Below are 22,682 nucleotides of genomic sequence, written 5' to 3' on the forward strand. Positions count from 1 at the left end.
GTGAGGTTTCCCGGATATCGCTACGCTCATCCGGGCTACGGGTATCGCGCCTCACAACACGTGCGAGGCCCCCGGAATCTTCCGTAAGGCCGCCGTCAGAACCCAGCTCAGGACCACCGTGAGCACGAAGCCGATCGTGGCTTTCACGATCGCCGGCAGGCTGTAGTCGAACAGCGCGTACTGGATCCACAACGCGATCGGGTAGTGCACCAGGAAGATGCCGTAGGCATCCGCTTGCATGCGGTCGAGCAGGTTCGGGCCCGGCGACTTCTGGTGTAGGAAGAACGCGAGAATCGCGAGCAGGATCGAGCCTGAGAACAGCACGAAGAACGTGCCGTAGATCGCCTGGTACCAGTGCGGCTGCGGGTCGGGATTACCGAGGATCTCGCGCTTGATGTAGATCATGCCCCACATCAGGCAGTAGGGGATCAGCGTGGCGATCACCCACAGCCAGCGCTGTTTCGGCAACTGCCCGCCGGCGCTGAGAATGCCGCGATCGAAGTTCGCCGCTCCAACGCTGACGCCGATGAAGAAATAGGCGAAGTAGAGCAGGATGCGGCTCGCCTGCACTGAGAACGGCCCGAGCTCGAACCATTTGCTGCCGCCGAAATAGAGCAGCGCCGGCACGTAGGCGATTGCCGTGACGACGACGAGCAGCAGCCAGAATACGGCCGGCTGGTCGAATCCGCGCAGCGACACGCGGTTGCCCGGGTCGACCAGATGCGCGGAGACCCGGTAGAGCAGGCTCGCGGTCAGGTCGAATGCCAGCAGCACCCACACGAACCAGATCGGGCCGCTCGGCCACGGGCCAACCGTGATCGTCTTCCACCAGAACGCCGTGAAGCTCAGCCCGGGATCGTGCCGCAGCGCGATCGCGTAATAGGCGAGCGGGATGACGGTGAACGCCGCGATCGCGAACGGCAGCCCGAGCCGCAACAGGCGGTCGCGGAGAAAAACTGACGGCGCCTTGCGCGCGATGCCGGGCCAGGTGAACAGTCCCGACAGGAAGAAGAACATTGCCATGAAGAAGCTGTCGGTGGCCAGCACGACCACGTCGAAACCGGCCCAGGACGCCGGATCGGTGTGCCCGAAATAGGTGTAGGGAATCACGGCGTGGTGCAGCAGCACCACCAGCGTCAGGAAGGTGCGGGCGCGATCGAGCGACAGATTGCGCGCCTTGGCCCTCGGCGCCGCGTGCGCCTCTGCCCCGATCGTCGCTGAATGTGACATCGTCATCGTGGCCGCCCCGGTCGCGCTTCTGTCCCGCCCGGACTTTGCCGCCGGGAACCGGATTCAGCAAGGGTCGTTTGGGACGCCCGCAGGTCCCTGAGACCGCTAGGAACCAGTTCCCTGCGACGAAGTTAGCGTTCGCCAAAAGGGCTTGAGGACCGCGGCGGGCGGTACAATTTCGGAGCTGGCGATGACGATCCTGAAATGGGCACTGATCTTCTTACTTGTCTCGATCGTAGCCGGCGTGCTCGGCTTCACCGGCATCTCGGCCGCCTCCGCCGACATCGCCCGCTTCCTGTTCTACGTGTTCGTCGCGATCTTCCTGGTGCTGCTGATCCTGGGGCTGACGATATTCAGGGCGTAGCGGGGCGCTGCCCACGCACACAGTCGTCATGCCCGGGCTTGCCGTCTTCGCTGAAGCTTCGCCGGCCCAACACCTATAGCCCGGCGAAGCCTCGGCGGAGCCGGGTCCCGGGCATCGACGTTGTTCTGTATCCGCGATTGCCCAAAAACGTGGATGGCCGGGACGAGCCCGGCCATGACGGAAGCAGCTACCCCAATTCCTCGATCTTCACCTTGTCCGGATAGAAGGCGAGATGGCCCGAAATCTCGGTCATCGCGGGAAAGGGGGCCTCATAGGTCCAGATCGCGTTGTCCAGTGTCTTGCCGTCCGCCTTGACGCTGTAATAGCTCGCATCCCCCTTGTAGGGGCAGTGGGTGACGCGGTCGGTGCGCTCTAGCAGCGCCATGTTGGCGTCCTGCCGCGGCACATATTGCACCGCCGGATATTTCGCCTCTTTCAGCGTCAGCGCTTTGGTGGTCTCGGCGATCACGATATCGCCGGCTGTGACGCGGACGCGCCGGGGATTTGGGGTGATGGTGATGGGGTGGTCGGGCCCTGGAAGCTTCATGATTTCACGCCTTTTTCGATCACTCTGCCGCGCGCGGCACTTTGTCGTGGCTTTATCCAGATCGGATCACCGATATAGTGCCGGAAGGCGTGACGTAGAAGGCCGTTCACGCTAAGTTTGGCCGCGCCGGAAGGTTGGCTTTGTAGAACCGGACCCCGGCAGCGATTCGACGACAAGACTGATTGCAGCCGAGACAGGAGCACGACCCGAATGCCAATGGACGCCCACGATATCGAGGCGATGATCAAGGCGGCGATCCCCGATGCCGAGGTGACCATCCGTGACCTCGCCGGGGACGGCGATCACTATGCCGCGACCGTGATCTCGGAGACCTTCCGCGGCAAGTCCCGCGTCCAGCAGCACCAGATCGTCTATCAGTCCCTCCGCGGCCAAATGGGCGGCGTGCTGCATGCGCTGGCGCTGCAAACCGGGGTGCCGGGCGCTTGATCTGATCGTGACGGGGGGATGACGATGGCTGCGGACAATCCGCGCGGCGCGATGTTTCGCGTCATCCTGCCAAACCAGCACAGCCGCGTCACCAATGCCGAGCTGTTCTTCGACCTGGTCTTCGTTTTCGCGATCACGCAGGTCTCGCACACACTGCTGCACCATTTCACGCCGCTCGGTGCCGTGCACGTCGCGGTGCTGTTTCTCGCGGTATGGTGGGTGTGGGTCTACACCGCCTGGGTCACCAACTGGCTCGATCCCGAGCTGACGCCGGTCCGGATCCTGCTCTTCCTGATGATGCTGGGCGGCCTCGTGCTGTCGACGACGATCCCGACCGCCTTCGAGGGGCGGGGCCTGTGGTTTGCGATCGCTTACGCAACGATGCAGGTCGGGCGCACCGCCTTCTGGATGTTTGCAACGCCGCGGCATCGAACTGCGGTCCGGCACAATGCGATCCGCATCCTGACGTGGCTCTCGGTCTCCGCGATCTTCTGGATCCTCGGCGGCCTCGCCCATGACGAGGCGCGGCTATGGTTCTGGATTGTGGCGCTGACGATCGAATATGTCTCGCCGGCGGTGCGCTTCTGGATCCCCAAGCTGGGCTTCTCGTCGGTCGAGGCCTGGGCCGTCGAAGGCGGCCACATGGCCGAGCGCTGCTCGCTGTTCGTCATCATCGCGCTTGGCGAGGCCGTTGTCGTCAACGGTGCGACGTTTGCCGAGCTTGACTGGACCGCTGACAACATTTCGGCCTTCGTCTCCGCGCTGGTCGGCAGCATCGCGATGTGGTGGGTCTATTTCCACAAGGGCGCCGAGGCCGGAGCCGAGCGCATCTCGAGATCCGCCGAATCCGGCCGCTTGGCGCGGCTCGCCTACACCTACCTGCATATGCCGATCGTCGCCGGCATCATCCTGACCGCGGTCTCCGACGAACTCGTGCTGAAGCATCCGGTGGGGCATTCAGATGTCAGGATCATCGTGAGCACGATCGGCGGGCCGCTGCTGTTCCTGGTCGGCACCATCCTGTTCAAGCACGCGATCCGCGGCTTCCTCCAGCTCTCGCACGGGATTGGCATCATCGCGCTCGCGGCACTGTGGTGGTTTGCCGCCGAACTGTCGCCGCTATGGCTGTCGGTCGCCGCGACGGTGATCATGATCGTTGTTGCGGTATGGGAGTCGGTTTCGCTGGGATCGACGCCGGAAGAAGCCGAGGAGCATTGAGCCGCCGCCATTGGCGCCGGAGCGCTTACTCCGCCACCTCCAGCGCGTGCACTGAGAACATCTTCGCCGCATCCGTCCAGCTCTCGCGCACCCGCCAACCCGCGCCTTGCGCCAGCGTCGCGAAGCGCTCGATGCTGTATTTGTAGCTGTTCTCGGTGTGGATGCTCTCGCCGGCGCGGAACGAAAAGCTGGTGCCGAGCAGGCGCACGGTCTGGCTCTTCTTGCTGATCAGGTGCATCTCGATGCGGTGCCGCTCGCGATTGTAGATCGCGCGATGGGTGAAGGCGGAAAGGTCGAAATTGCCGCCGAGCTCGCGGTTGATCCGCACCAGCACATTGAGATTGAAGCGAGCGGTGACGCCGGCGGCATCGTTATAGGCGTCGTGGAGCAGGCGCTCCTCCTTCTCGAGATCGGCGCCGATGATCATCTGCGCGCCGCGGCCCAGAATGGCGCGTGCGCTCTTCAGGAAGGCCTGCGCTTCATGCGGTTCGAAATTGCCGATGGTCGAGCCTGGGAAGAACCCGACCTTGGGCATGGTCGCCACCGCCTTGGGCAGCTCGAACGGCGTGGTGAAGTCGGCCGCCACCGGGTAGATGCCGAGTGACGGAAAATCCCGCTTCAGTCCGTTTGCCTGCGCCGTCAGGAAGTCGCCGGAGATGTCGACGGGCACATAGGCCGCGAACTTGCAGTGGTTGAGCAGCAGGCGGACCTTTGTGGTCGCGCCTGCGCCGAATTCGACGAGGGCCGCGTGCTCCGGAATGATTTTCGCGATCTCGCTGCCGCGCTCCTTCAGGATCGCTAGCTCCGTGCGCGTCGGGTAATATTCCGGCAGCCGCGTGATGGCCTCGAACAATTCAGATCCGGCCGCATCGTAGAAATATTTCGGCGACAGCTTTTTAGGCTGCTGCGACAGGTCCTCGATGGCCTCGCGGGCAAAGGCGGTGGTCTGTTCGTCGGGAAGATGGGCTTCGGCCAAGGCGCTAGCGTGCACATTCATGATACTCTCCTGAACGCGCTGTCCGGCGCGCATTTGTCGTCGGATGAGAATTTTACTCGTAGTCGGCGAGCCGCAGTCCCGTGAATTGCCAGCGGTGGTGCGGATAGAAGAAGTTGCGATAGGTGATACGGCTGTGCCCCTCCGGAGTTGCAAGCGAAGAGCCGCGCAGCACCAGCTGGTTGACCATGAACTTGCCGTTGTATTCGCCGAGCGCGCCTTCGATCGCGCGATAGCCGGGATAGGGCGAGTAGGACGATCGCGTCCACTGCCAGACGATGCCGAAGGCATCGTTGAGCTGGCCCGAGCGGGCCGCGACCTCCCATTCCATCTCGGTCGGCAGATGTTTTCCGGCCCAGCGCGCAAAGGCGTCAGCCTCGTAATAGCTGACGTGGCAGACGGGCGCGTCGGGATCGACCGGCTTGAGGCCGGCCAGCGTCATCACATGCCATTGGCCGTCGATCTCGCGCCAATGACCGGGGCAGTCCCAGCCCTCGTTGTTCACGGCCGCAAAACCGTCCATCAGCCACAGCGTTGCGGTCCGGTAGCCCCCGTCACGCATGAAGGCGAGCCATTCGCGATTGGTGACGAGATTGCGTGCGAGCTTGACCGGGCCGACGAGGGCGCGGTGCGCCGGCTTCTCGTTGTCGAAATGAAAACTATCATCGACGTGACCGACGGTGTGGATGCCTTCGTTCAGCGTCAGCCAATCCTCGCTGGCCGGCGTCGCGGCCGGGAAGCGCCACTCCGGATCATAGGCCGGCGGGATCGGGTTCTGCGCGAAGGCGTGCAGGATGTCGGTGAACATCAATTCCTGATGTTGCTGCTCGTGATTGAGGCCGACCTCGACCAGCGGCGCGATCTCGCGAAGCTTGTCCTCGCCGGCGTCGCGGAAGAATTTCACGACGGCAGCGTCGACATGTTTTCGATAAGCGCCGACCTGATCGGCGCTCGGACGGGTGATGTCGCCGCGGTGATTGCGGGAATGGCGCGGACCGGCGCTGACGTAATAGGAATTGAACAGGAAGGCGAAGTCAGGGTGAAAGGGCCGGTAGCCCGCACAGTGCTCGCCGAGCACGAACTGCTCCCAGAACCACGTGGTGTGCGCCCTGTGCCATTTCGTCGGGCTCGCATCCGGCATGGACTGGATCTGCTGGTCCTCCGGCGACAGTGGCGCGGCCCGGCGCTCCGTCTCGTCGCGAACGGCGAGAAACGCGTCTTCCAGCCTCTGGGCAAGGCCGCCCAAATCGACCGACAGTGACGGAGCGGGGGCCGGAGCGGAGGCTTGTTTCGTCACGTTTTTCTCCAGACAGGACAAGAGAACGTTGTTGGTGTGGACGGGTTCCAAAACGCCGGGTTCGTCCTAGATAGGGGCTCCGTGACGGTATGAAAGTCCTCCCTGACGATGATATTCGTGGCATCATGCAATGGGCCGGTGCAGCCGAGAGCGGTCCACAAGAGGCAGCTCGCCGCCATTTTACTTTGGATGCACAACGGTTTGGGCTACATATATACCCAGGTATCGGGTTAGATCGGCGGAGCCAGCCCGAAGCAATTGGAGTGGGCTCCGCCCCATAAGGACACGGATATGAGCATCGAGGAATTCATCGCCAACGAAGTGAAGTCGAACGACGTGGTTCTGTTCATGAAGGGCACACCGCAATTTCCGCAGTGCGGGTTCTCCGGCCAGGTCGTCCAGATCCTCGACCACATCGGCGTCGGCTATAAGGGCCTCAACGTTCTCGAATCCGCCGAACTGCGCAACGGCATCAAGGACTATTCGAACTGGCCGACCATTCCGCAGCTCTATGTGAAGGGCGAGTTCGTCGGCGGCTGCGACATTGTCCGCGAGATGTTCCAAGCCGGTGAATTGCAGCAGCTCTTCTCCGAAAAGGGCGTCGCTGTCGCGGCCTGATACGTGACCCAGCTGACGCGCCGGATCGGCGGCGCGGAGCTCAAGGTCATCGTTGCTGACATCACCACGCTGAGCGTTGACGCCATCGTCAACGCGGCCAACACGTCGCTCCTGGGTGGGGGCGGCGTGGATGGCGCGATCCATCGGGCGGCCGGGCCCGAGCTTCTAGCCGCGTGCCGGAAGCTCGGAGGATGCCCGACCGGCGATGCCAAGATCACGAAGGGCTACCTTCTCCCTGCGCGTCATGTCATCCATGCAGTCGGTCCGGTCTGGCACGGCGGCACTCGCGGTGAGGCAGAGGCGCTGGGCTCCTGTTATCGCCGTGCGCTTGAGCTCTGCGGGGCCAATCAGCTGACCTCCGTGGCGTTCTCCGCGATTTCGACCGGGGTTTACGGCTTTCCAGCCGACCAGGCCGCGAAGATTGCGGTCCATGCGACCATTGAGGCCCTGCCGGCCGCGCCGTTGGTCGTCGACGTCATATTTTGCTGTTTCTCGGAAAAGAGCGCGGCTCTGCACGCGGACGCTTTGGCGCGGTACGGCGGCCCTTGTGCCTGATGACGTGGTCGGTACACTCCGCCGGGCCATGTTCCGGGGAGGGGATATGATTTCACAGTCTGGACTGCGCGCGCTTGTCTGCGCCGCGCTTGTATCGTTAGGTACGATGTCGTTCGCGCGGGCGGAGGGCACCTACGAGATTCCGGCCGGCGCGCATTTCAATCCGGACAAGCTCGCGAGGATCACCGAGTTCTTCAAGAACGAGGTCGCGACCGGCAAGATCGCAGGGGCAAACGTCCTCATCAAGCAACATGGCAAGCCCGTCTACCACGAAGTCTTCGGCGTGCAGGACGCCGTCAGCAAGGCGCCGATCACCGACAAGACGATCTTCCGCCTGTTCTCGATGAGCAAGGCGATCACTTCCGTCGTTGCAGTGAAGTTGATCGAGGAAGGTACGATCAAGCTCGACGATCCCGTCTCGAAATACATTCCCTCCTTCGCCAATGTGAAAGTCGGCGTCGAGAAGAAGGCCGAGGACGGCACCAAGTCGCTCGAGCTCGTGCCGCCCAACCGGCCGATGACGGTGCACGATTTGATGACGCACACCTCCGGCGTCACCTACGGCTTCTATGGCGACAGCCTGGTCCGCAAGGCCTATCGCGACGCCAACATCTATGCCGGCGATTTCGACCTCGCGGAGTTCGCCGAGCGCATCGCAAAACTGCCGCTGCACAACCAGCCGGGCGCGCTGTGGCAATACGGCCATTCCACCGACATCCTGGCGCGGGTCATGGAAGTCGCGGCCGGCAAGCCGCTCATCGAGATCGAACGGGAGAAGCTGCTCGACCCGCTCGGCATGGTCGACACCGGCTTCTTCGTCACCGATCCCGAGAAGCAGAAGCTGCTGGCGCAGCCGGTGCCGAACGACAGCGATTTCCGGGTCGGGCGGATCAACGATCCGACAGTCGTCAAGAAGATCCAGTTCGCCAGCGGCGGTATGGTCACGACCATGGCCGATTATGAGCGCTTTACGCAGATGCTGCTACAGGGCGGCAATCTCGACGGCAAGACCATTCTCAAGCCCGAGACGTTCAAGCTGATGGTGACTGACCAGATCGGCCTCAAGTCGGGCGTCGATCGCGATTATTTTTATTTCCCCGGTGACGGTTTTGGTTTCGGTCTCGGACTTGCGGTGCGCACCGACCCCGGCAACGCAAAACCGCCGCCGCCCGGCGATCTCGGCGAATTGAAATGGGATGGCGCCTCCGGCTGCTATTTCGTGGTCGACCCCAAGCAGGACATGTTCTTCGTGCTGCTGGAGCAGACCCCGACCGAGCGCCAGCGCGTGCAGCGAACATTGAAGCAGCTGGTTTATGAAGCGATGGAGAATTGACATGTTCGGGCGCCGCGCATTGATCGCGGCGCTCGTCCTTCTCGCCGGCGGCATCGTTGCGAAGGCAGGTTCCGAGAGACCTGCGGTCCACACGCTCGCGCCCGCGGGGCTGGCGAAGGTTTCCGACTACATCCGCAACGAGGTGGCCACCGGCAAGATCCCCGGAGCCATCCTGCTGCTTCAGCAGCACGGCAAGCCGGTCTATTATCAGAATTTCGGCGTCCGCGACGTCGCGACCGAGTTATCGATGAGCGCGGACACGATCTTCCGCCTCTATTCGATGTCAAAGCCGGTGACCTCAGTCATGGCGATGATGCTGGTTGAGGAGGGCAAGCTGTCGCTCGACGATCCCGTCTCGAAATACATTCCGGCCTTCGCCGGCATGAAGGTCGGCATCGAGAAGAAGGCCGAGGACGGCAAAGTCGCCCTGGTGCTGGAGCCGCTGGAGCGACCCATCACGATCAAGGATCTGCTGCGCCACACCTCGGGGCTGCCTTACGGCTATTACGGCGGCGGCATGGTGCGCGAGCTCTATGCGAACGCCAATCTCTTCAACAGCGATCTGACCAACGCCGAATTCGCCGCCAAGATCGCCACGCTGCCGCTTGTCGAGCAGCCCGGCACGGTGTGGGATTACGGCTATTCCACCGACGTGCTCGGCCGCGTCGTCGAAATCATTGCGGGAAAGACGCTGCTGCAGTTCGAGAAGGAGCGGCTGCTCGATCCGCTCGGCATGACCGAGACGGCTTTCTTCGTCGCCGATCCCGCCAAATTCCCGCGCATCGCCGAGCCGATGCCGGAGGACCGCAACATCAATCCGACGACGCAGGTCCGCGACATCAGGCGGCCTGCGACCTGGGAATCGGGCGGCGGCGGCATGGTCGGTACGATTGGCGACTACGCCCGCTTCGCCCAGATGCTGCTGAATGGCGGCACCTATGACGGCCGACGCTATCTCAAACCGGAGACCATTGCGCTGATGGCCTCGGATCATATCGGTCCGGAGACGAAGATCGCGCGCGACCAGAACTATTATCCGGGCGGGTCTTCCGGCTTCGGCCTCGGCCTCGCCGTGCGCATCTCGGTGCCTCCTGGAACAACGTGGCCGCTTGGCGAATATCGCTGGGACGGCGTCGGCGGCACGTTCTTCTTCATCGATCCCGAGGACGATCTGTTCGGGATCTTCATGGTGCAGACCCCGACGCAGCGCGGCCGGATTCAACTGGCGCTGAAGACGCTGATCTACCAGGCGATGGGGCGGTGATTACGCTCCGCGCACGATCTCGCGGATATATCCGATCGTCTCCTCGACCTGGCTCGCATTGACGTCGAGATGCGTGCAGGCGCGGATGCGGCCGTCCATCATCGCAAGCGTCACGCCGCGCTGGCGCAGCGCCGCGACCATCTTGTCGCCGGGAACGCCGGTACCATCGGGCTTGAAGAACACCAGGTTGGTTTCGGGCTCCTGCACCTCGATGCCTGCGATCTGCGACAGTCCGCGGGCGAGCGCGCGCGCGTTGGCGTGATCGTCGGCGAGCCGATCGACATGATGGTCGAGCGCGTAGATGCAAGCCGCCGCGCAGATTCCGGCCTGTCGCATCGAGCCGCCGAGGCGCTGCTTCCACTGCCAGACCGCATCGATGAAGGCGCGCGAGCCCGCGAGCACGCCTCCGATCGGCGCGCCCAAGCCCTTCGAAAAGTCGATCCAGGCCGAATCCCACCCCGCGGTCATGTCGCGCGGAGAGATGCCGCTCGCAACTGTGGCATTGAGCAGGCGCGCGCCGTCCATGTGGGTGACGAGGCCATGTTGTTTCGCGATCGCGACGATCTCGTCGAGCGCGGCCTTCTTCCAGACCGTACCGCCGCCGATATTGGCGGTCTGCTCGACGCTGACCACCGTCTGCGGCGGCTGGTAGCGGGTACGCGGATGCAGCGCTCTGCGAAAGGTCTCCGGCGTGAACTGGCCGTCGGGTCCCTTCAGCTGCGTGACCTGAAAGCCGCCGATCGCGGCATGCGCGCCGCCTTCGCGCGCGATGATGTGGGCGCTCTCATGGGCGAGGATCTCGTCGCCGGGGCGGCAATGCACCAGCGTCGCGGTGACGTTGCACATCGTGCCTGACGGCATGTACACCGCGGCTTCCTTGCCGAGCAGCTCGGCCACGCGCTCGCACAGGGCGTTCACGGTCGGATCGTCGCCGACCTGCTCGTCGCCGACCTCCGCCCGCGCCATCGCCTCGCGCATCGCAGGTGTCGGCTTTGTCTGCGTGTCCGAGAGCAGATTGATGCGCACCGGCGGCGCCTTGGGATCGATCGGGGGAGGGGTATAGAGCATGCGACGCCTCCTGAAGGTAAACGGCCACTGAAGTGTGGCTCTTTAAGCAAAAAAGGCCCCGGCGAACCGGGGCCTTTCGATATTCAGATCTTAGCGCGAATAGAATTCGACGACCAGATGCGGCTCCATCTGCACCGGGAACGGCACGTCGGAGAGGTGCGGGATGCGAATGTATTTCGCGGTCATCTTGCCATGGTCGACTTCGAGATAGTCGGGGGTGTCACGCTCGGAGAGCTGGCTGGCTTCGAGGACGTGGGCAAGCTGCTTGGATGATTCCTTGACCTCGATCACATCGCCGAGCTTGACCAGATAGCTCGAGATGTTGACCTTGCGGCCGTTCACCTTGACGTGGCCGTGGTTGATGAACTGGCGCGCGGCGAAGATCGTCGAGACGAACTTGGCGCGGTACACAACCGCGTCGAGACGGCGCTCGAGCAAGCCGATCAGGTTCTCGCCGGTGTCACCCTTGAGGCGGCTGGCCTCGACATAGATGCTGTGGAACTGACGCTCGGAGATGTTGGCGTAATAGCCCTTCAGCTTCTGCTTGGCGCGGAGCTGCACGCCGAAGTCGGAGAGCTTGCCCTTGCGGCGTTGGCCGTGCTGGCCGGGGCCGTATTCGCGGCGGTTCACGGGGCTCTTCGGGCGGCCCCAGATGTTCTGGCCCATACGGCGATCGAGCTTGTACTTCGCCTCACTGCGCTTAGTCATCGCGTCCTCTTCAGGTACTTGGTTTGAGGAAACGCGCCCTCCTGTGTGACGGGCTAGCCCGGCACTGACAGGTCCGATCCCAAAGCTTAAGGGACAGGACCACGGGTCGCGAAACGCTTCGCGGGCCGAAATCGGCCCGCGAGCAAGCGGCTTTTAGGGGGATTTGGGGCTCGCTGTCAATGCGAATGGCCCGGAATCACGTTCCGACTGCCCGGATCGACTTCGACCCGGCCGCACGCAATTCGGCAGCGATTTCAGTGTTCAGGACCTGTTCCAGCCGGGTCAGGACGCGGGCGATCGGGGCGGCGTCGGTGACCCGATGATCCCAGCGGATCACGACATGGATGGTCTGGTCAGGCCCGACCACCCCATAGCTGACGATGAAGGGGCCGGGCGTGATCGGGTGAAGCTCGCCACCGCCATAGGCGGCCACCGAGCTCACTGCGAAGCTGCCGAACCAGTTGCCGCGCTGCCGGCCGAAATTCAGCCCGATCGCCCAAGACAGCCGCCGCAACGGCAGCGGCAGGCGGGTCGCCCGCATGATCTTGCGAAACATGGGAATTTCGTCGATCGGGGCGGTCTTTGCGTGCCGGATCTCGGCGTCGACCGCAGTCAGCGTCATGGCCTCGGGAGCCGCGATTCGCTGCGGGATCACGCATTCCTCGCCGCCCTCGACCCGGGCAATGGCCACCGACGCTACGCTCTTCGGCAGCTCGTAAAGCGACGGCCAGGGCCATTTGGCATAGACGGTACGCAGGACCGGCTCGTCCCTGGCGACGAGGGCAAAAGCCTTGACGAACATGGCCGCCCAGCCGGCTGGCGCCATCGCGCCCGCGCGGGCCTCCAGCAGGGGGCCAATATCGAGCGAACGGGACAGGGACACGAAGGGCACGCCCATCGAGGCGTGCATGAGGTCGATAATCAGGCGACGCGGCAGCGAAATGGTCTTGGGCGTCCCGCGCATCGCTCTTTGGTTTCCCCTGATTAAAGTTTGTGCAGCGAGCGGGGTTCCCGCTCGCCGCCTGCTCTAGCACGAACCAACCCGCATGGGGCCGGTCGGTTCGCCGCATCAGGGCGCCGGCGAGGCCAGCGGCTTAGTCTTGTCGACGACGTAAACTCCAAGCACTTTCATAGCCTTATCGCCGTGGGCTTTGGCGTCATGCACGACGCCCGCCGGGATCTGGTAGGAATCGCCGGCTTTCAGCGTCTTTTCCGGCTGCCCGTCGATGAGGAGATTGAGTTCACCTTCGAGCACGTAGCCGGTCTCGATGCCCGGATGGGTATGGCGTCCGGCCGCGCCGCCCGCCGGGACCTCCGCGATGGCCGTGATGGTGTTGTAGCCATCCGGAAACTCGACCTTCTGGAGCGGGGTGCGCTTGATGCCGGGCTGCTGGGCGAAGGCCGCAACAGCGAGGCCGGTGAAGGCGAGAGCGAGCAAAGTCTTTTTGAGCATGGTTTTTCCTCCCTGGAACGGCTGAGCCTAGCAGCGCCGCGGTTCCCGGCAAGACTCAATGGCTAGCGCTTGATCCCCTCGAACGCTGCTATGATGCCGCGCTGGAATAGCGACCAGTCGAAGCCGAGCGCGATCGCGCGGTAGCCGCGGTCGACCAGGGCGTTGGCCTGGTCCGCGGTACGGGCCACACCGCCGATCGGCACACCGCTTCTGAGGATGCCGGCCTCGGCCCGCGCCACCAGCTCCAGCAATTCCGGATCGTCCATCTGGCCGCGCTTGTTGATGGAGGTGGCGAGATCGCCGGGGCCGATCACAGCTACATCGATGCCGGGCGTGGCCATGATCTCGTCGATGCGGTTGACGGCGTCGACGTGCTCGATCGTGATCATGCAGATCATCTCGTCGTCGGCGCTGGCCATGTAGTCCGGCATCGACTGGCCCCAGCGGAATGGCGCATGGAACGGACCCCAGAGCCGATCGCCGCGTGGAGGATAGCGCACGCTGCGCACCGCTTTCTCGGCCTCCGCGCTATTGGTGATCATCGGGAAATTGATGCCGAAGGCGCCGATGTCCATCGGTGCCTTCGCAAGCCATGGCTCGTTCGCCGCGATGCGCACCAGCGGCGTGCATGGGGTGCCGGTGGTGGCCGCGATCATCGCATGTGCTTCGGTCAGTCCAATCGGCCCGTGCTCGAGATCGACGATGATCCAGTCGAGAGAGCGCGCCATGATCTGCACGGTCTGCACGCTCGGGATCGTCGCGATCGCGCCGAAGGCAGGACGACCCTCGCGCCAGAGCTGGCGAAGACGGTTGAGCGGCGTGGTCGGGACGGACATGGGAAGAACCTGTAGGAAACGACGACGGCGGACCCTAGCAGCGGGGCGTCGAGGCGCAAGATCAGGCCGGAATGCGGCCGCCGAAGAACGGCGTCAGCATGGCCGAAAGGCCATGCACGCGGTTCGAGGTGAAGATCATTTCGGCGCTGGATTGCGCGATGCCACCGGTGTGCGGGCCGAGCAGATCCGAGACGCGGCGGGCGATCGCGGGCGCCGGATCAATCCAGTCGACCGGCCAGGGGGCGAGCTTTTTCAGCCGGTCGAGCAGCAGCGGGTAATGCGTGCAGGCGAGCACCACGGTGTCGGTGCGTGCGCCTGCGTCCCCGGCATCGCCCACGAAACACGGGGCGAGCTCGGCGAGGATGGCGTCGTCGCTGACGGGAGAGCCGCTGAGCTCTGCCTCAGCCAGCGCGGCCAGCTCGGGCGAGCCGACCAGTGTCACCTCGCAACCCTGTGCGAAATCGCGGATCAGCGCCTTGGTGTATTCGCGCTTCACGGTGCCCCTGGTGCCGAGCACCGACACGCGCCGGCTCCTCGATTGCGCGCAGGCCGGCTTGATCGCCGGCACCGTGCCGACGAAGGGCAGGGAATAAGCGGCGCGCAGATGCGATAGGACCAGCGTGGACGCCGTGTTGCAGGCGATCACGACGAGGTCAGGATCGTGCATGCCGATCAATTCCCCCATCAGCGGCACCACGCGGGCGATGATCTCGTCCTCGCTGTGGTGGCCATACGGGAAGAAGGCGTCGTCCGCGACGTAGACGTAATGCGCGTCGGAGCGCGCAGCCACGACCTCACGCAGGACCGTGAGGCCGCCAAGGCCGGAATCGAACACCAGAATCGTCGGGGAATTGGTCACGTGAACACTCTAGCCCGCCATGGTTACCATTCGGTTTTTGGGGCGGTTTTGCGGCAGGGGCACTTAGGGCTATTTTGGAACGATTCAATTTCGCGACGGCCACATGTTCCCGGTATCAGCTGCCGTACGGCGGTGCGGATAGGGACAGGCCCCGCAAAACTCCGGAGCACCGACATGATCAGAAATACCAGTCACGGCTGGGGCAGCATTTCCCGATGGCTGCACTGGAGTCTGGCGCTGACCATCATCGGCATGATCGGCTTCGGGTGGTGGATGAACCACATCCCGGCGCGTCCCGACCGCTTCTTCTACCGCTCGATCCACGCCGATATCGGCTATGTGATCCTGCTGCTCACCGTGCTGCGCCTGGTGTGGCGCCTCGTCAACCCGACGCCGATCATGCCGGCCGGGACCTCGCGCTGGCAGAAGGTCGCCGCCCATGTCAGCCACGGCGCGCTCTACCTCGCCGTCATCATCGTCACCATGCTCGGCTGGGCGCATTCCGGTGCGCACGCACCTGATTATTCGAACTTCTTCGGCCTGTTTCACGTGCCGCAATTCACGGCTCCCGACCGCGCGGCGGCTGGCGTCTATGAAGACCGCCACATCCTCTTTGCCTATGTGCTGCTCGCCTTGATCGCGATTCACGTGATCGCCGCCCTGTGGCACCATTTCATCCGCCGCGACCGCATTGTGGCGCGGATGGTGACGGACGAGGCGGGGTAGGGCGGACATGGGAGGAAGCATCGCGCCCGCGATTGCTTCGCTGCGCTCGCAATGACGGAGTAAGGTGTGGGGTCACGAACTATCCAATTGCGATCGCAGGAGGTCTCATGCTCACCGTCCATCATCTCGGCAAGTCGCAGTCCGAGCGTATCGTCTGGCTGTGCGAGGAGCTGGGGATTCCCTACGAGTTGAAGCGCTATGCGCGCGATCCCGTCACCATGCTGGCTCCGGCCGAGTACAAGGCGCTGCATCTGGCCGGCACGGCGCCTGTGATCACCGACGGCGAGTTGGTGCTCGCGGAATCCGGCGCCGTCGTCGACTACATCGTTGCAAAATATGGCAACGGCCGACTCGTGCTCGGTCCCACTGATCCCGCCTTCGCGCAGTTTCTGTATTGGGTTCATTTCGCCAATGGCAGCCTGCAACCCGGTATGGGACGGATGATGATCCTGAACCGGCTCGATCTCGCCAAGGACAATCCGACCCTGCTCGCGATGAAGGGGCGTCTCGATCAGGCCTACGATCTTCTCGACGCAAGGCTTCGCGAGGCCGAATATCTTGCGGGCAGCGCCTTCACGACCGCCGACATCATGACAGTTTTCTCGCTGACCACGATGCGCTACTTCCAGCCCTATGACCTCCAGCGCTCTCCGAACGTGGTCAAATATCTCGGCCGCATCAGTGCGCGGGCGGGCTATCGGCGTGCGATGGAGAAGGGCGACCCGGGCATGGCGCTGCTCTTGGACTGAGCGGCGAGGCGATCGCTCACGCGATCCTGTTCGTGGTGGCGGCCCTCTCTGTTGCCAGCTGCTTCTGCAGGCGCTCGATGTTTTGCAGCAGCCGCTGGCTGGTCAGCACCAGGAAGTAATAGCCGAACTGCGGGTCCTGGAAGTAGATCTCGAGCAGCCGGTCGTAGGTGATCGTCAGCACCTGGCCGTCCTCGATGCATTCGACCGTTCCGGTGCGCCGGTTGTCCGGCGTGAGGAAGCCGAGTTCGCCCATGAGCGTTCCGGGCAGGATCTCGATGTTGATCTCCTTGACCAGGAACTTGCCGGTGACGGTGAGGAACATCTCGTTAGCCGGATCGCGCAGCTTGAACAGCGTATCGCCGCGACGATATTTGCGTTCGGTCATGAACGGCTTGAGCCATTCGATCGACATGTCGCCTTCGGCTGCATGGCGCGCCTTCTTGACGAGCTTGAGCATCTGCCGCAGGCGCAAGGCGTTGATCGGTAGCAGCAGGAGATAGAGCAGGAAGGTCGACACGTTGGCGGAGAGCGCGCCGAAGACGGCGAAGAACGCGCAGCCGACCATGTTGGCGACGCGCAGCGGCACCATCGTTCGCATCAGGAGGGTGGCGACGAAGAAGCCGGCGCCGACCGCGGCGAACATATTGGCCAACGTGATGTTCTGGACGAAGATCTCCAGCATCCGATTGAAGATCGAGTCATAGGTGACGTTGTTTGGATCGAGGCCCATCTGGACCAGGATCTTCGCGATCCTGAGGTTATCCGTCGCCGCCTCGAGAATGCGGTCGAGGATCGACGAAATGTCTGTGCTGCCGGACGGCATGGTACTATCCCCGCGTAAGGCCTTCAGTCCCGGTCGGTATTCTCGACACCTATAGCCGAAATCGAACGACGACCGCTTGAATGAAGTTTTGGGCCGCCGTGCCGCAAGAGGCAAATTTTAGCCTGATCGGGCGTTTCGGCAATTGCCTGTTTGGCGGTGCATATGGCCGTGGCGCGCCCGCGATTCGGGGGCCAGTGGGTACGAGCCTCGGCGTGGTCGACCTCGGCGGCCGACCGGGCGAGGGGGACCAGGCGTGGGCGTGGGGCGATCCCCCCGCCTTAGGGCTTGGCGGGCGGCACGACCTCCTGCTCGACCAAGCCGAGGTGCCCCGGCAGTGAACCAGCGCGCAGCAGCATGGCGACGCTGTTTGCTTCCTCCAGGGCGAAATTGCCGGAGATCTGGCCCGAGCCGCCGGTGATGGGCTCGCGGATGATGGGGGCGGAGATCACCTTGCCGTCGAGCACGATGGCGAAGGGCTTTGCGATATTCTCTTCGGTGATGTGGGCAAAGCGCCGCGTGCCGCGGCCGTTGAAGCGGAACGAGGCGATCGGCTCTTTCGTGGCGCTCGCAAACCCCGGGCCCGCATAGCTGATGTCGTCGCCGTCGAGCACGCTGTCCTTGGCGACCAGATAAAGGCTCTTGTCCTTGAAGCCGGGCAGGACTTCCGTGCCTGCCGGTGGCGTGCCGGATTGCGCCTGCTCCGGCGGCACCGAGAGGTCGATCAGGCGGAAGCCGACCTTGACCCTGCGGGCGAAGACCGCGGTGACGCGCTCGGGCTCCATCACACCGGGCAGGAAGATGCGGATGCGGTCGGTCCCATCGGGCTGGACGCTGGCCAGCTGGACGCCGGCCTCCTTCAGACGCTGCTCGATCATGGCGATGGCATCTTGGACGACTTCGTGCAACCGCGCGGCGGATGCCGCATTGGTCGGCACGAGCCTGACCAGTCCGTCGCCGTCGGTCACGGCGAGTGCATGCGACGGCAATCCTTCCGCGGCCGACGCGAGCTTGCGCGCGAGTTGCTCGCGGCCCTTGACGTCGGCAATCTTCAACTCAACGCCGCCGTCGCGGATCGCAAGACCGGAGAAGGCGATCTTGCCCTCGCGCAGGTTCTTGTAGACGTCGTCGCGCAAATCCGTGACTACGCTCTCGCGCAGGCCATCGGTGTCCACCTTGTAGACGATGCGTGACCCGCCGAGCTTCTCCATCTTGTCGCCGATGAAGGCCGAGATCTTGGCGCGCATCTTGTCGAGCTGGCCGTCCTCGGCGAGTGCCGCGCGGGGGAGGGCGATCACCGATGTCATGATCCCCGCTGTCACGGCGAGCGCGATGAACAGCCGGGTAGCGCAATCCCGCGGGGGCGTAGTCATGATCACCTCAGTCTTGCGCCAGGGCGCTGGCGAGGACGCCGGCATGTGAGTCCTATGCCAGTTCTTGGTCCCCGGATCGGGCGCGCAGGTTCAAAAGCCTCTCACCACAGCCCGATTACGGCGGCCGTTAGGTCATGGACGAACGCGAAATCATCCATCATTCTGCCCGTGCTCGGCCGGCCATCGGTCGAGGCCCCGCCAACCCAAAAGTCAAAAGACAGGGCGCGGGGAAATGCATCTGAGGGAGGACGGAATTCCATGGCGGGCATCCATGCGCTCGATCGGCTCATCGGCAGCGACTATCCCGACCTGGCGACCGACGCAGAGGTTCGAGCCTTCGAGCAGGTCCCTTACGCCGATCGCGTCGCGGCCGAGAGCACTTACGACGCCGTCAGGCTGGGTGCGGTCCGCAACCCCGACGGGCCGGCGATCCAGTTCCTGCAAAATGCCGATCCCGCCGACACGCCGGTCGTGGTCACGTACCGCGACTTCATCGCGCGCGTCACGCAAGCGGCCAACATGTTTCACGCACTCGGCGTGGAGAAGGGCGACGTCGTCAGCTTCATGCTGCCGCTGGTGCCGGACGCCTTTGTAACGCTGTTCGGCGCGGAGGCCGCCGGCATCGCCAATCCCGTCAATCCGCTCCTGGAGCCGCACCAGATCGCTGAGATCCTCGAGGCCGCGAATACGAAGATCCTGGTGGCGCTCGGGCCGATGCCGGGCACCGACATCTGGCAGAAAGTCGAGCAGATCAGGCCGCAACTCAAGCAGCTCAAGGCGATCGTGCAGGTGTTCGGTGCTGGCGATCCGGCGAGAGGAATCTTTGCCTTCAACGACCTCATCAAGCCGCAGCCTTCGGACCGCCTTATCAGCGGACGCAAGATTCTCGGCAGCAACATCGCCGCCTATTTCCACACCGGCGGCACCACCGGCACGCCAAAGCTGGTGCGGCACACGCATGCCAACCAAGTCTATCAGGCCTGGGCGCTCAATCTGCTGCTGAAGTCGAAGCCGGGCGCCAACATGCTGTTCGGCATGCCGCTGTTTCACGTCGGGGGCTCCTTGACGCAGGTGCTGACGACGCTGTCGGCTGGCGGTTCGCTGGTCGTGCTGTCGCCGAGCGGATGGCGCAACCCGAATGCGGTGAAGAACATCTGGCAACTGGTCGAGCGCTTCAAGCCGGAGGCGCTGTCGAGCGTGCCGACGGTACTCGCCGCGACGCTCGCGGTACCGCCTGGCAATGCAGACATCTCCAGCCTGAAATATGCAGCCGGTGGCGGCTCCGCGATCCCGGTCGCGGTGGGGTCTGCGATCCAGGACAAGCTCAAGCTGCCGGTCGTCGAGGTCTACGGCATGACCGAGACCTCGAGCGTGCACACGCTGGCCTATCGGTCGCGGCCGATCCGGCTCGGTTCGGTCGGCCTTCCCATGCCTTACGCGCGGGTCCGCATCGTCCAGCTCGATGCCGAGGGCAAGCTGATCCGCGACTGCGCGCCGGACGAGATTGGCGTCGTCATCATGGCTGGCCCAGGCGTGTTCGGCGGCTATCTCAACGACGAGCACAACAAGGGTGCCTTCGTCGACGAGGTCTGGGTCAATTCCGGCGATCTTGGCCGGCTCGATGCCGACGGCTATCTCTGGATCACCGGCCGCGCCAAGGATCTCGTGATCCGCGGGGGCCACAACATCGATCCGGCGCCGATCGAGGAGATCATGTTCCGGCATGCCGCCGTCGGCTTTGCCGCCGTGGTCGGCCAACCCGACGCCTATGCCGGCGAGCTGCCGGTCGGTTACGTGCAGCTGAAGCCGGGCGCGACCGTCGAGCCGGGCGAGTTGGAGACATGGGTGCGCGAGCGTACGCCGGAGCGCGCAGCTGTCCCGGTGCAGGTCATCCCGATCGATCCGATGCCGGTGACGGGCGTCGGCAAGGTGTTCAAGCCGCAGCTGCGCTGGGACGCAGCCCAGCGCGTGTTCACGAAGGTGCTGACACCGCTCACTGAGCGCGGCATCGACTGCAAGGTCAGGGTCGGTGCTCACGGCAGCCACGGTTCGATCGCGACTGTGACGCTGGCGGGCCTGCCGGCGGATCAGCGCGAGGCGGTTGCGAGCGAGGTGCACGCACTGCTTGCACCGTTCGTGATGCGCCATGAGGTGGTGCAAATGTAGCGGACCCAACAGACGGCTTCGACCGTCGGCCCGAAAGCGGGGCGACGCTTCGCCGCATTATCCATAACGCCGGTAGAGCCTCTTATGTGACAAATATCACATAGGAAGAGTTGGTAATTGAGCGATGGTCCGAATAGTCTCGTGGAATTGCATCCGGGGGGACGCAAGTGATTCCGTTTCGGATATTTGTTTTGTTGATTTTGGCCATTGGCCTCGCCTGCGGACCAGCCCATGCGGACCGGCGGGTGGCGCTTGTCATCGGCAATTCCGCCTACAAGAGCGCGCCCAAGCTCGGCAATCCCGTCAACGATGCCACTCTGGTCGGCGGCATGTTCAAGAAGGCGGGCTTTGATTCCGTCGATGTCAGGCTGGATCTCAGCGCCAGCGAGATGCGGCGCATGTTGCGCGAGTTCGCCGGCAGGACCCGCGATGCCGATATGGCGGTGATCTATTACGCCGGCCACGGCATCGAGCTGGAAGGCACCAACTATCTCATTCCGATCGACGCGACGCTGGAGACGGATGGCGACGTGCTCGACGAGACCATCCCGGTGGAGCGCGCGCTGTTCGCGGTAGAGCCGGCCAAACAGCTGCGCCTGATCATCCTGGATGCCTGCCGCGACAATCCGTTTTCCAAGACCATGAAGCGAACGCTGGCTTCGCGCGCGATCGGACGCGGACTCGCCAAGGTCGAGCCGACCAGCCCCAACACCATGATCGCCTTCGCGGCAAAGGCCGGTTCGACTGCGTCCGACGGCGATTCGAGGAACAGCCCGTTCGCCACCGCGCTGGTCGAGCACTTGCCCAAGCCGGGCCTAGATTTGCGCAAGGCGTTCGGATTCGTGCGCGACGACGTGCTGAGGAGCACCGGGAACAAGCAGGAGCCCTTCGTGTATGGCTCGCTGGGCGGCGATGACGTGCCGTTGGTTTCTGCCAAGCCGGCTGCAACCGGTCCGCAGGCAAATCCGCAGGATTCGATTCGCAGGGATTACGAGCTCGCGCTGCAGCTTGCCACGCGCGACGGTTGGGAAGCCTTCCTGGCGCAATATCCCGAAGGCTTCTATGCCAATCTGGCCAAGGGCCAGATGAACAAGATCGCTGCTGAAGAGACGCGCGCGTCGGCCGAGCAAAAAGCGAACGCGGCCGAGCAGCAGAAGGCAAGGCTCATTGCCGAACGCGCCCAGAAGGCCGAGCAGGACAAGGCGGCCGCGGCTGCCAAGGCCGCCGAAGAGGCCCGGGTCGCGGCGGAGAAGCAGAAGCAGATCGAGCAGGCAAGGGCGGACGCGGCCGAGCACCAGCGCAAACTGGCTGAGGCTGCCGCGGCAAAAGCACAAGCCGAGAAGCAGGCAGCGGAGAAGGCCAGGGCCGAGCTTGCCGCCAAGCAGGCCGCCGAGAAGGCGGAGCAGGCGGTAAAACCGGCGGCCGATCGGCAGATGCCTGAGGTCGAGCAGAAAGTTGCAGCCCTTGCGCCGGCGCCGGCATCCACATTGTCGGTGGCTGATCTGACGAAATCACTCCAGAGCGAACTGCGCCGCGTCGGCTGCCTGTCCGTCACTGCGGACGGCGACTGGAATTCAGCTTCGCAGCGCTCGCTGGCGCTGTTCAACAAATACGCCGGTACTCAGTTCGATGCCAAGCTCGCCAGCGCCGACGCGCTCGATGCCCTGAAAGCCAAGCCGGGACGCGTCTGCCCGCTCATTTGCAATTTCGGCTCCAAGGCCGACGGCGATCAATGCGTGAAGATTACCTGCCGCGCCGGCTATCGCGTCGGTGATGACAACGAGTGCGAAAAGACTCAGGAGAAGAAGCCGGTCGCCACGCGTGAGGATTCGCGGAGGCGGGATACGGACCGGAAGGCAAGCGAATCTTCGCCGTCCAGGCCTGAGGCGAGTGGACAGATTATTTGCAGCTCGACGGGATGTCGCCCGGTGCAAAAGGGATGTCGGCTTGTCAGCGGGACGATCCCCGGCAGGGTTAGTTCGAATACAGCCACAGGCGGCAACTTCGAGGTCTGCAATTAGGGTATCACAGGCAATCGCCCGTAAAAGGCTCGGCGT

The 22,682-nt window shown here is 63.8% G+C and carries 23 protein-coding genes; 11 read left to right on the plus strand and 12 right to left on the minus strand.

The window, feature by feature from the left end:
- Nucleotides 1-51: 51 nt before the first annotated feature.
- Nucleotides 52-1,230, minus strand: coding sequence for an acyltransferase (locus IVB13_RS31190; RefSeq protein WP_247491406.1), 1,179 nt, complete (start codon nt 1,228-1,230; stop codon nt 52-54).
- Nucleotides 1,231-1,420: 190 nt separating this feature from the next.
- On the opposite strand from IVB13_RS31190, the gene IVB13_RS31195 reads away from it, so the two are divergent.
- Nucleotides 1,421-1,594, plus strand: a complete 174-nt coding sequence (locus IVB13_RS31195) for a DUF1328 domain-containing protein (protein WP_007602280.1) — start codon at nt 1,421-1,423, stop codon at nt 1,592-1,594.
- A 187-nt stretch (nt 1,595-1,781) separates the two neighbouring features.
- On the opposite strand, the gene IVB13_RS31200 is transcribed toward IVB13_RS31195, so the two are convergent.
- Nucleotides 1,782-2,141, minus strand: a complete 360-nt coding sequence (locus IVB13_RS31200; protein ID WP_018455532.1) for a DUF427 domain-containing protein — start codon at nt 2,139-2,141, stop codon at nt 1,782-1,784.
- Nucleotides 2,142-2,351: 210 nt separating this feature from the next.
- Here IVB13_RS31200 and IVB13_RS31205 point away from each other — a divergent pair, with 210 nt between their 5' ends.
- Together IVB13_RS31205 and IVB13_RS31210 are read left to right on the plus strand one after the other, a co-directional pair.
- On the plus strand, nt 2,352-2,588 hold the full coding sequence (locus tag IVB13_RS31205) for a BolA family transcriptional regulator (protein ID WP_007602284.1): 237 nt from the start codon (nt 2,352-2,354) through the stop codon (nt 2,586-2,588).
- Nucleotides 2,589-2,612: 24 nt separating this feature from the next.
- On the plus strand, nt 2,613-3,806 hold the full coding sequence (locus IVB13_RS31210) for a low temperature requirement protein A (protein ID WP_026232969.1): 1,194 nt from the start codon (nt 2,613-2,615) through the stop codon (nt 3,804-3,806).
- 25 nt (nt 3,807-3,831) lie between these two features.
- On the opposite strand, the gene egtD is transcribed toward IVB13_RS31210, so the two are convergent.
- Together egtD and egtB are read right to left on the minus strand one after the other, a co-directional pair.
- Entirely contained in the window at nt 3,832-4,803 is a 972-nt protein-coding gene (gene egtD, locus IVB13_RS31215) for an L-histidine N(alpha)-methyltransferase (protein ID WP_085384329.1), read from the minus strand.
- 52 nt (nt 4,804-4,855) lie between these two features.
- On the minus strand, nt 4,856-6,148 hold the full coding sequence (gene egtB, locus IVB13_RS31220; protein ID WP_247491203.1) for an ergothioneine biosynthesis protein EgtB: 1,293 nt from the start codon (nt 6,146-6,148) through the stop codon (nt 4,856-4,858).
- A gap of 240 nt (nt 6,149-6,388) precedes the next feature.
- On the opposite strand from egtB, the gene grxD reads away from it, so the two are divergent.
- Genes grxD through IVB13_RS31240 form a run of 4 tightly spaced genes read left to right on the plus strand, consistent with a single transcriptional unit; the run spans nt 6,389 to nt 9,867 of the window.
- The gene (gene grxD / locus IVB13_RS31225) at nt 6,389-6,715 is read left to right on the plus strand and encodes a Grx4 family monothiol glutaredoxin (protein WP_007602294.1); all 327 of its coding nucleotides are present in this window, start codon (nt 6,389-6,391) and stop codon (nt 6,713-6,715) included.
- Nucleotides 6,716-6,718: 3 nt separating this feature from the next.
- The gene (locus IVB13_RS31230; protein ID WP_018455537.1) at nt 6,719-7,270 is read left to right on the plus strand and encodes an O-acetyl-ADP-ribose deacetylase; all 552 of its coding nucleotides are present in this window, start codon (nt 6,719-6,721) and stop codon (nt 7,268-7,270) included.
- Between the two features lie 46 nt (nt 7,271-7,316).
- A complete protein-coding gene (locus IVB13_RS31235; RefSeq protein ID WP_026232971.1) occupies nt 7,317-8,603 on the plus strand; it encodes a serine hydrolase domain-containing protein in 1,287 nt (428 codons plus the stop codon).
- A 1-nt stretch (nt 8,604) separates the two neighbouring features.
- Nucleotides 8,605-9,867, plus strand: a complete 1,263-nt coding sequence (locus tag IVB13_RS31240) for a serine hydrolase domain-containing protein (protein WP_018455539.1) — start codon at nt 8,605-8,607, stop codon at nt 9,865-9,867.
- Here the strand turns inward: IVB13_RS31240 and IVB13_RS31245 are convergent, their stop codons facing one another.
- From IVB13_RS31245 to murI, 6 genes are all read right to left on the minus strand, one after another.
- Entirely contained in the window at nt 9,868-10,935 is a 1,068-nt protein-coding gene (locus IVB13_RS31245) for a threonine aldolase family protein (RefSeq protein ID WP_247297275.1), read from the minus strand.
- A 90-nt stretch (nt 10,936-11,025) separates the two neighbouring features.
- The gene (gene rpsD / locus IVB13_RS31250; protein ID WP_007602315.1) at nt 11,026-11,643 is read right to left on the minus strand and encodes a 30S ribosomal protein S4; all 618 of its coding nucleotides are present in this window, start codon (nt 11,641-11,643) and stop codon (nt 11,026-11,028) included.
- Between the two features lie 196 nt (nt 11,644-11,839).
- Entirely contained in the window at nt 11,840-12,607 is a 768-nt protein-coding gene (locus IVB13_RS31255) for an acyltransferase (protein WP_018455541.1), read from the minus strand.
- Between the two features lie 105 nt (nt 12,608-12,712).
- The gene (locus IVB13_RS31260) at nt 12,713-13,096 is read right to left on the minus strand and encodes a cupin domain-containing protein (protein ID WP_027518835.1); all 384 of its coding nucleotides are present in this window, start codon (nt 13,094-13,096) and stop codon (nt 12,713-12,715) included.
- A gap of 62 nt (nt 13,097-13,158) precedes the next feature.
- Nucleotides 13,159-13,932 (minus strand): aldolase/citrate lyase family protein, encoded by a 774-nt coding sequence (locus IVB13_RS31265; protein ID WP_247297281.1) that lies wholly within the window; start codon nt 13,930-13,932, stop codon nt 13,159-13,161.
- Between the two features lie 61 nt (nt 13,933-13,993).
- Nucleotides 13,994-14,791 (minus strand): glutamate racemase, encoded by a 798-nt coding sequence (gene murI, locus IVB13_RS31270; protein ID WP_018455544.1) that lies wholly within the window; start codon nt 14,789-14,791, stop codon nt 13,994-13,996.
- A gap of 174 nt (nt 14,792-14,965) precedes the next feature.
- Here murI and IVB13_RS31275 point away from each other — a divergent pair, with 174 nt between their 5' ends.
- Both IVB13_RS31275 and IVB13_RS31280 read left to right on the plus strand, forming a co-directional pair.
- Entirely contained in the window at nt 14,966-15,517 is a 552-nt protein-coding gene (locus IVB13_RS31275; protein ID WP_247491206.1) for a cytochrome b, read from the plus strand.
- 107 nt (nt 15,518-15,624) lie between these two features.
- Nucleotides 15,625-16,266, plus strand: coding sequence for a glutathione S-transferase family protein (locus IVB13_RS31280; protein WP_018455546.1), 642 nt, complete (start codon nt 15,625-15,627; stop codon nt 16,264-16,266).
- A gap of 16 nt (nt 16,267-16,282) precedes the next feature.
- On the opposite strand, the gene IVB13_RS31285 is transcribed toward IVB13_RS31280, so the two are convergent.
- A complete protein-coding gene (locus IVB13_RS31285) occupies nt 16,283-17,089 on the minus strand; it encodes a cyclic nucleotide-binding domain-containing protein (protein ID WP_018455547.1) in 807 nt (268 codons plus the stop codon).
- A gap of 278 nt (nt 17,090-17,367) precedes the next feature.
- Nucleotides 17,368-18,459 carry a preprotein translocase subunit SecD gene (locus tag IVB13_RS31290; RefSeq protein ID WP_247491209.1) on the minus strand — a complete coding sequence of 364 codons (1,092 nt, stop codon included), beginning with the start codon at nt 18,457-18,459 and terminating at the stop codon, nt 17,368-17,370.
- Nucleotides 18,460-18,717: 258 nt separating this feature from the next.
- Here IVB13_RS31290 and IVB13_RS31295 point away from each other — a divergent pair, with 258 nt between their 5' ends.
- Both IVB13_RS31295 and IVB13_RS31300 read left to right on the plus strand, forming a co-directional pair.
- Nucleotides 18,718-20,625: an acyl-CoA synthetase gene (locus IVB13_RS31295; protein WP_247361890.1), complete on the plus strand. Its 1,908-nt coding sequence runs from the start codon at nt 18,718-18,720 to the stop codon at nt 20,623-20,625.
- 167 nt (nt 20,626-20,792) lie between these two features.
- Nucleotides 20,793-22,646: a caspase family protein gene (locus IVB13_RS31300; protein WP_247361893.1), complete on the plus strand. Its 1,854-nt coding sequence runs from the start codon at nt 20,793-20,795 to the stop codon at nt 22,644-22,646.
- The last annotated feature ends 36 nt before the right edge of the window (nt 22,647-22,682 follow it).

Source organism: Bradyrhizobium sp. 17 (assembly GCF_023073515.1).
Lineage (GTDB): Bacteria > Pseudomonadota > Alphaproteobacteria > Rhizobiales > Xanthobacteraceae > Bradyrhizobium > Bradyrhizobium canariense_D.

What these genes read in the sequence shown, in the direction of transcription:
- IVB13_RS31190 (WP_247491406.1), bottom strand. Translation starts at nt 1,230, where the DNA reads ATGTCACATTCAGCGACGATCGGGGCAGAGGCGCACGCGGCGCCGAGG.
- IVB13_RS31195 (WP_007602280.1), top strand. Translation starts at nt 1,421, where the DNA reads ATGACGATCCTGAAATGGGCACTGATCTTCTTACTTGTCTCGATCGTA.
- IVB13_RS31200 (WP_018455532.1), bottom strand. Translation starts at nt 2,141, where the DNA reads ATGAAGCTTCCAGGGCCCGACCACCCCATCACCATCACCCCAAATCCC.
- IVB13_RS31205 (WP_007602284.1), top strand. Translation starts at nt 2,352, where the DNA reads ATGCCAATGGACGCCCACGATATCGAGGCGATGATCAAGGCGGCGATC.
- IVB13_RS31210 (WP_026232969.1), top strand. Translation starts at nt 2,613, where the DNA reads ATGGCTGCGGACAATCCGCGCGGCGCGATGTTTCGCGTCATCCTGCCA.
- egtD (WP_085384329.1), bottom strand. Translation starts at nt 4,803, where the DNA reads ATGAATGTGCACGCTAGCGCCTTGGCCGAAGCCCATCTTCCCGACGAA.
- grxD (WP_007602294.1), top strand. Translation starts at nt 6,389, where the DNA reads ATGAGCATCGAGGAATTCATCGCCAACGAAGTGAAGTCGAACGACGTG.
- IVB13_RS31235 (WP_026232971.1), top strand. Translation starts at nt 7,317, where the DNA reads ATGATTTCACAGTCTGGACTGCGCGCGCTTGTCTGCGCCGCGCTTGTA.
- IVB13_RS31240 (WP_018455539.1), top strand. Translation starts at nt 8,605, where the DNA reads ATGTTCGGGCGCCGCGCATTGATCGCGGCGCTCGTCCTTCTCGCCGGC.
- IVB13_RS31245 (WP_247297275.1), bottom strand. Translation starts at nt 10,935, where the DNA reads ATGCTCTATACCCCTCCCCCGATCGATCCCAAGGCGCCGCCGGTGCGC.
- rpsD (WP_007602315.1), bottom strand. Translation starts at nt 11,643, where the DNA reads ATGACTAAGCGCAGTGAGGCGAAGTACAAGCTCGATCGCCGTATGGGC.
- IVB13_RS31255 (WP_018455541.1), bottom strand. Translation starts at nt 12,607, where the DNA reads ATGCGCGGGACGCCCAAGACCATTTCGCTGCCGCGTCGCCTGATTATC.
- IVB13_RS31260 (WP_027518835.1), bottom strand. Translation starts at nt 13,096, where the DNA reads ATGCTCAAAAAGACTTTGCTCGCTCTCGCCTTCACCGGCCTCGCTGTT.
- IVB13_RS31265 (WP_247297281.1), bottom strand. Translation starts at nt 13,932, where the DNA reads ATGTCCGTCCCGACCACGCCGCTCAACCGTCTTCGCCAGCTCTGGCGC.
- IVB13_RS31275 (WP_247491206.1), top strand. Translation starts at nt 14,966, where the DNA reads ATGATCAGAAATACCAGTCACGGCTGGGGCAGCATTTCCCGATGGCTG.
- IVB13_RS31280 (WP_018455546.1), top strand. Translation starts at nt 15,625, where the DNA reads ATGCTCACCGTCCATCATCTCGGCAAGTCGCAGTCCGAGCGTATCGTC.
- IVB13_RS31285 (WP_018455547.1), bottom strand. Translation starts at nt 17,089, where the DNA reads ATGCCGTCCGGCAGCACAGACATTTCGTCGATCCTCGACCGCATTCTC.
- IVB13_RS31290 (WP_247491209.1), bottom strand. Translation starts at nt 18,459, where the DNA reads ATGACTACGCCCCCGCGGGATTGCGCTACCCGGCTGTTCATCGCGCTC.
- IVB13_RS31295 (WP_247361890.1), top strand. Translation starts at nt 18,718, where the DNA reads ATGGCGGGCATCCATGCGCTCGATCGGCTCATCGGCAGCGACTATCCC.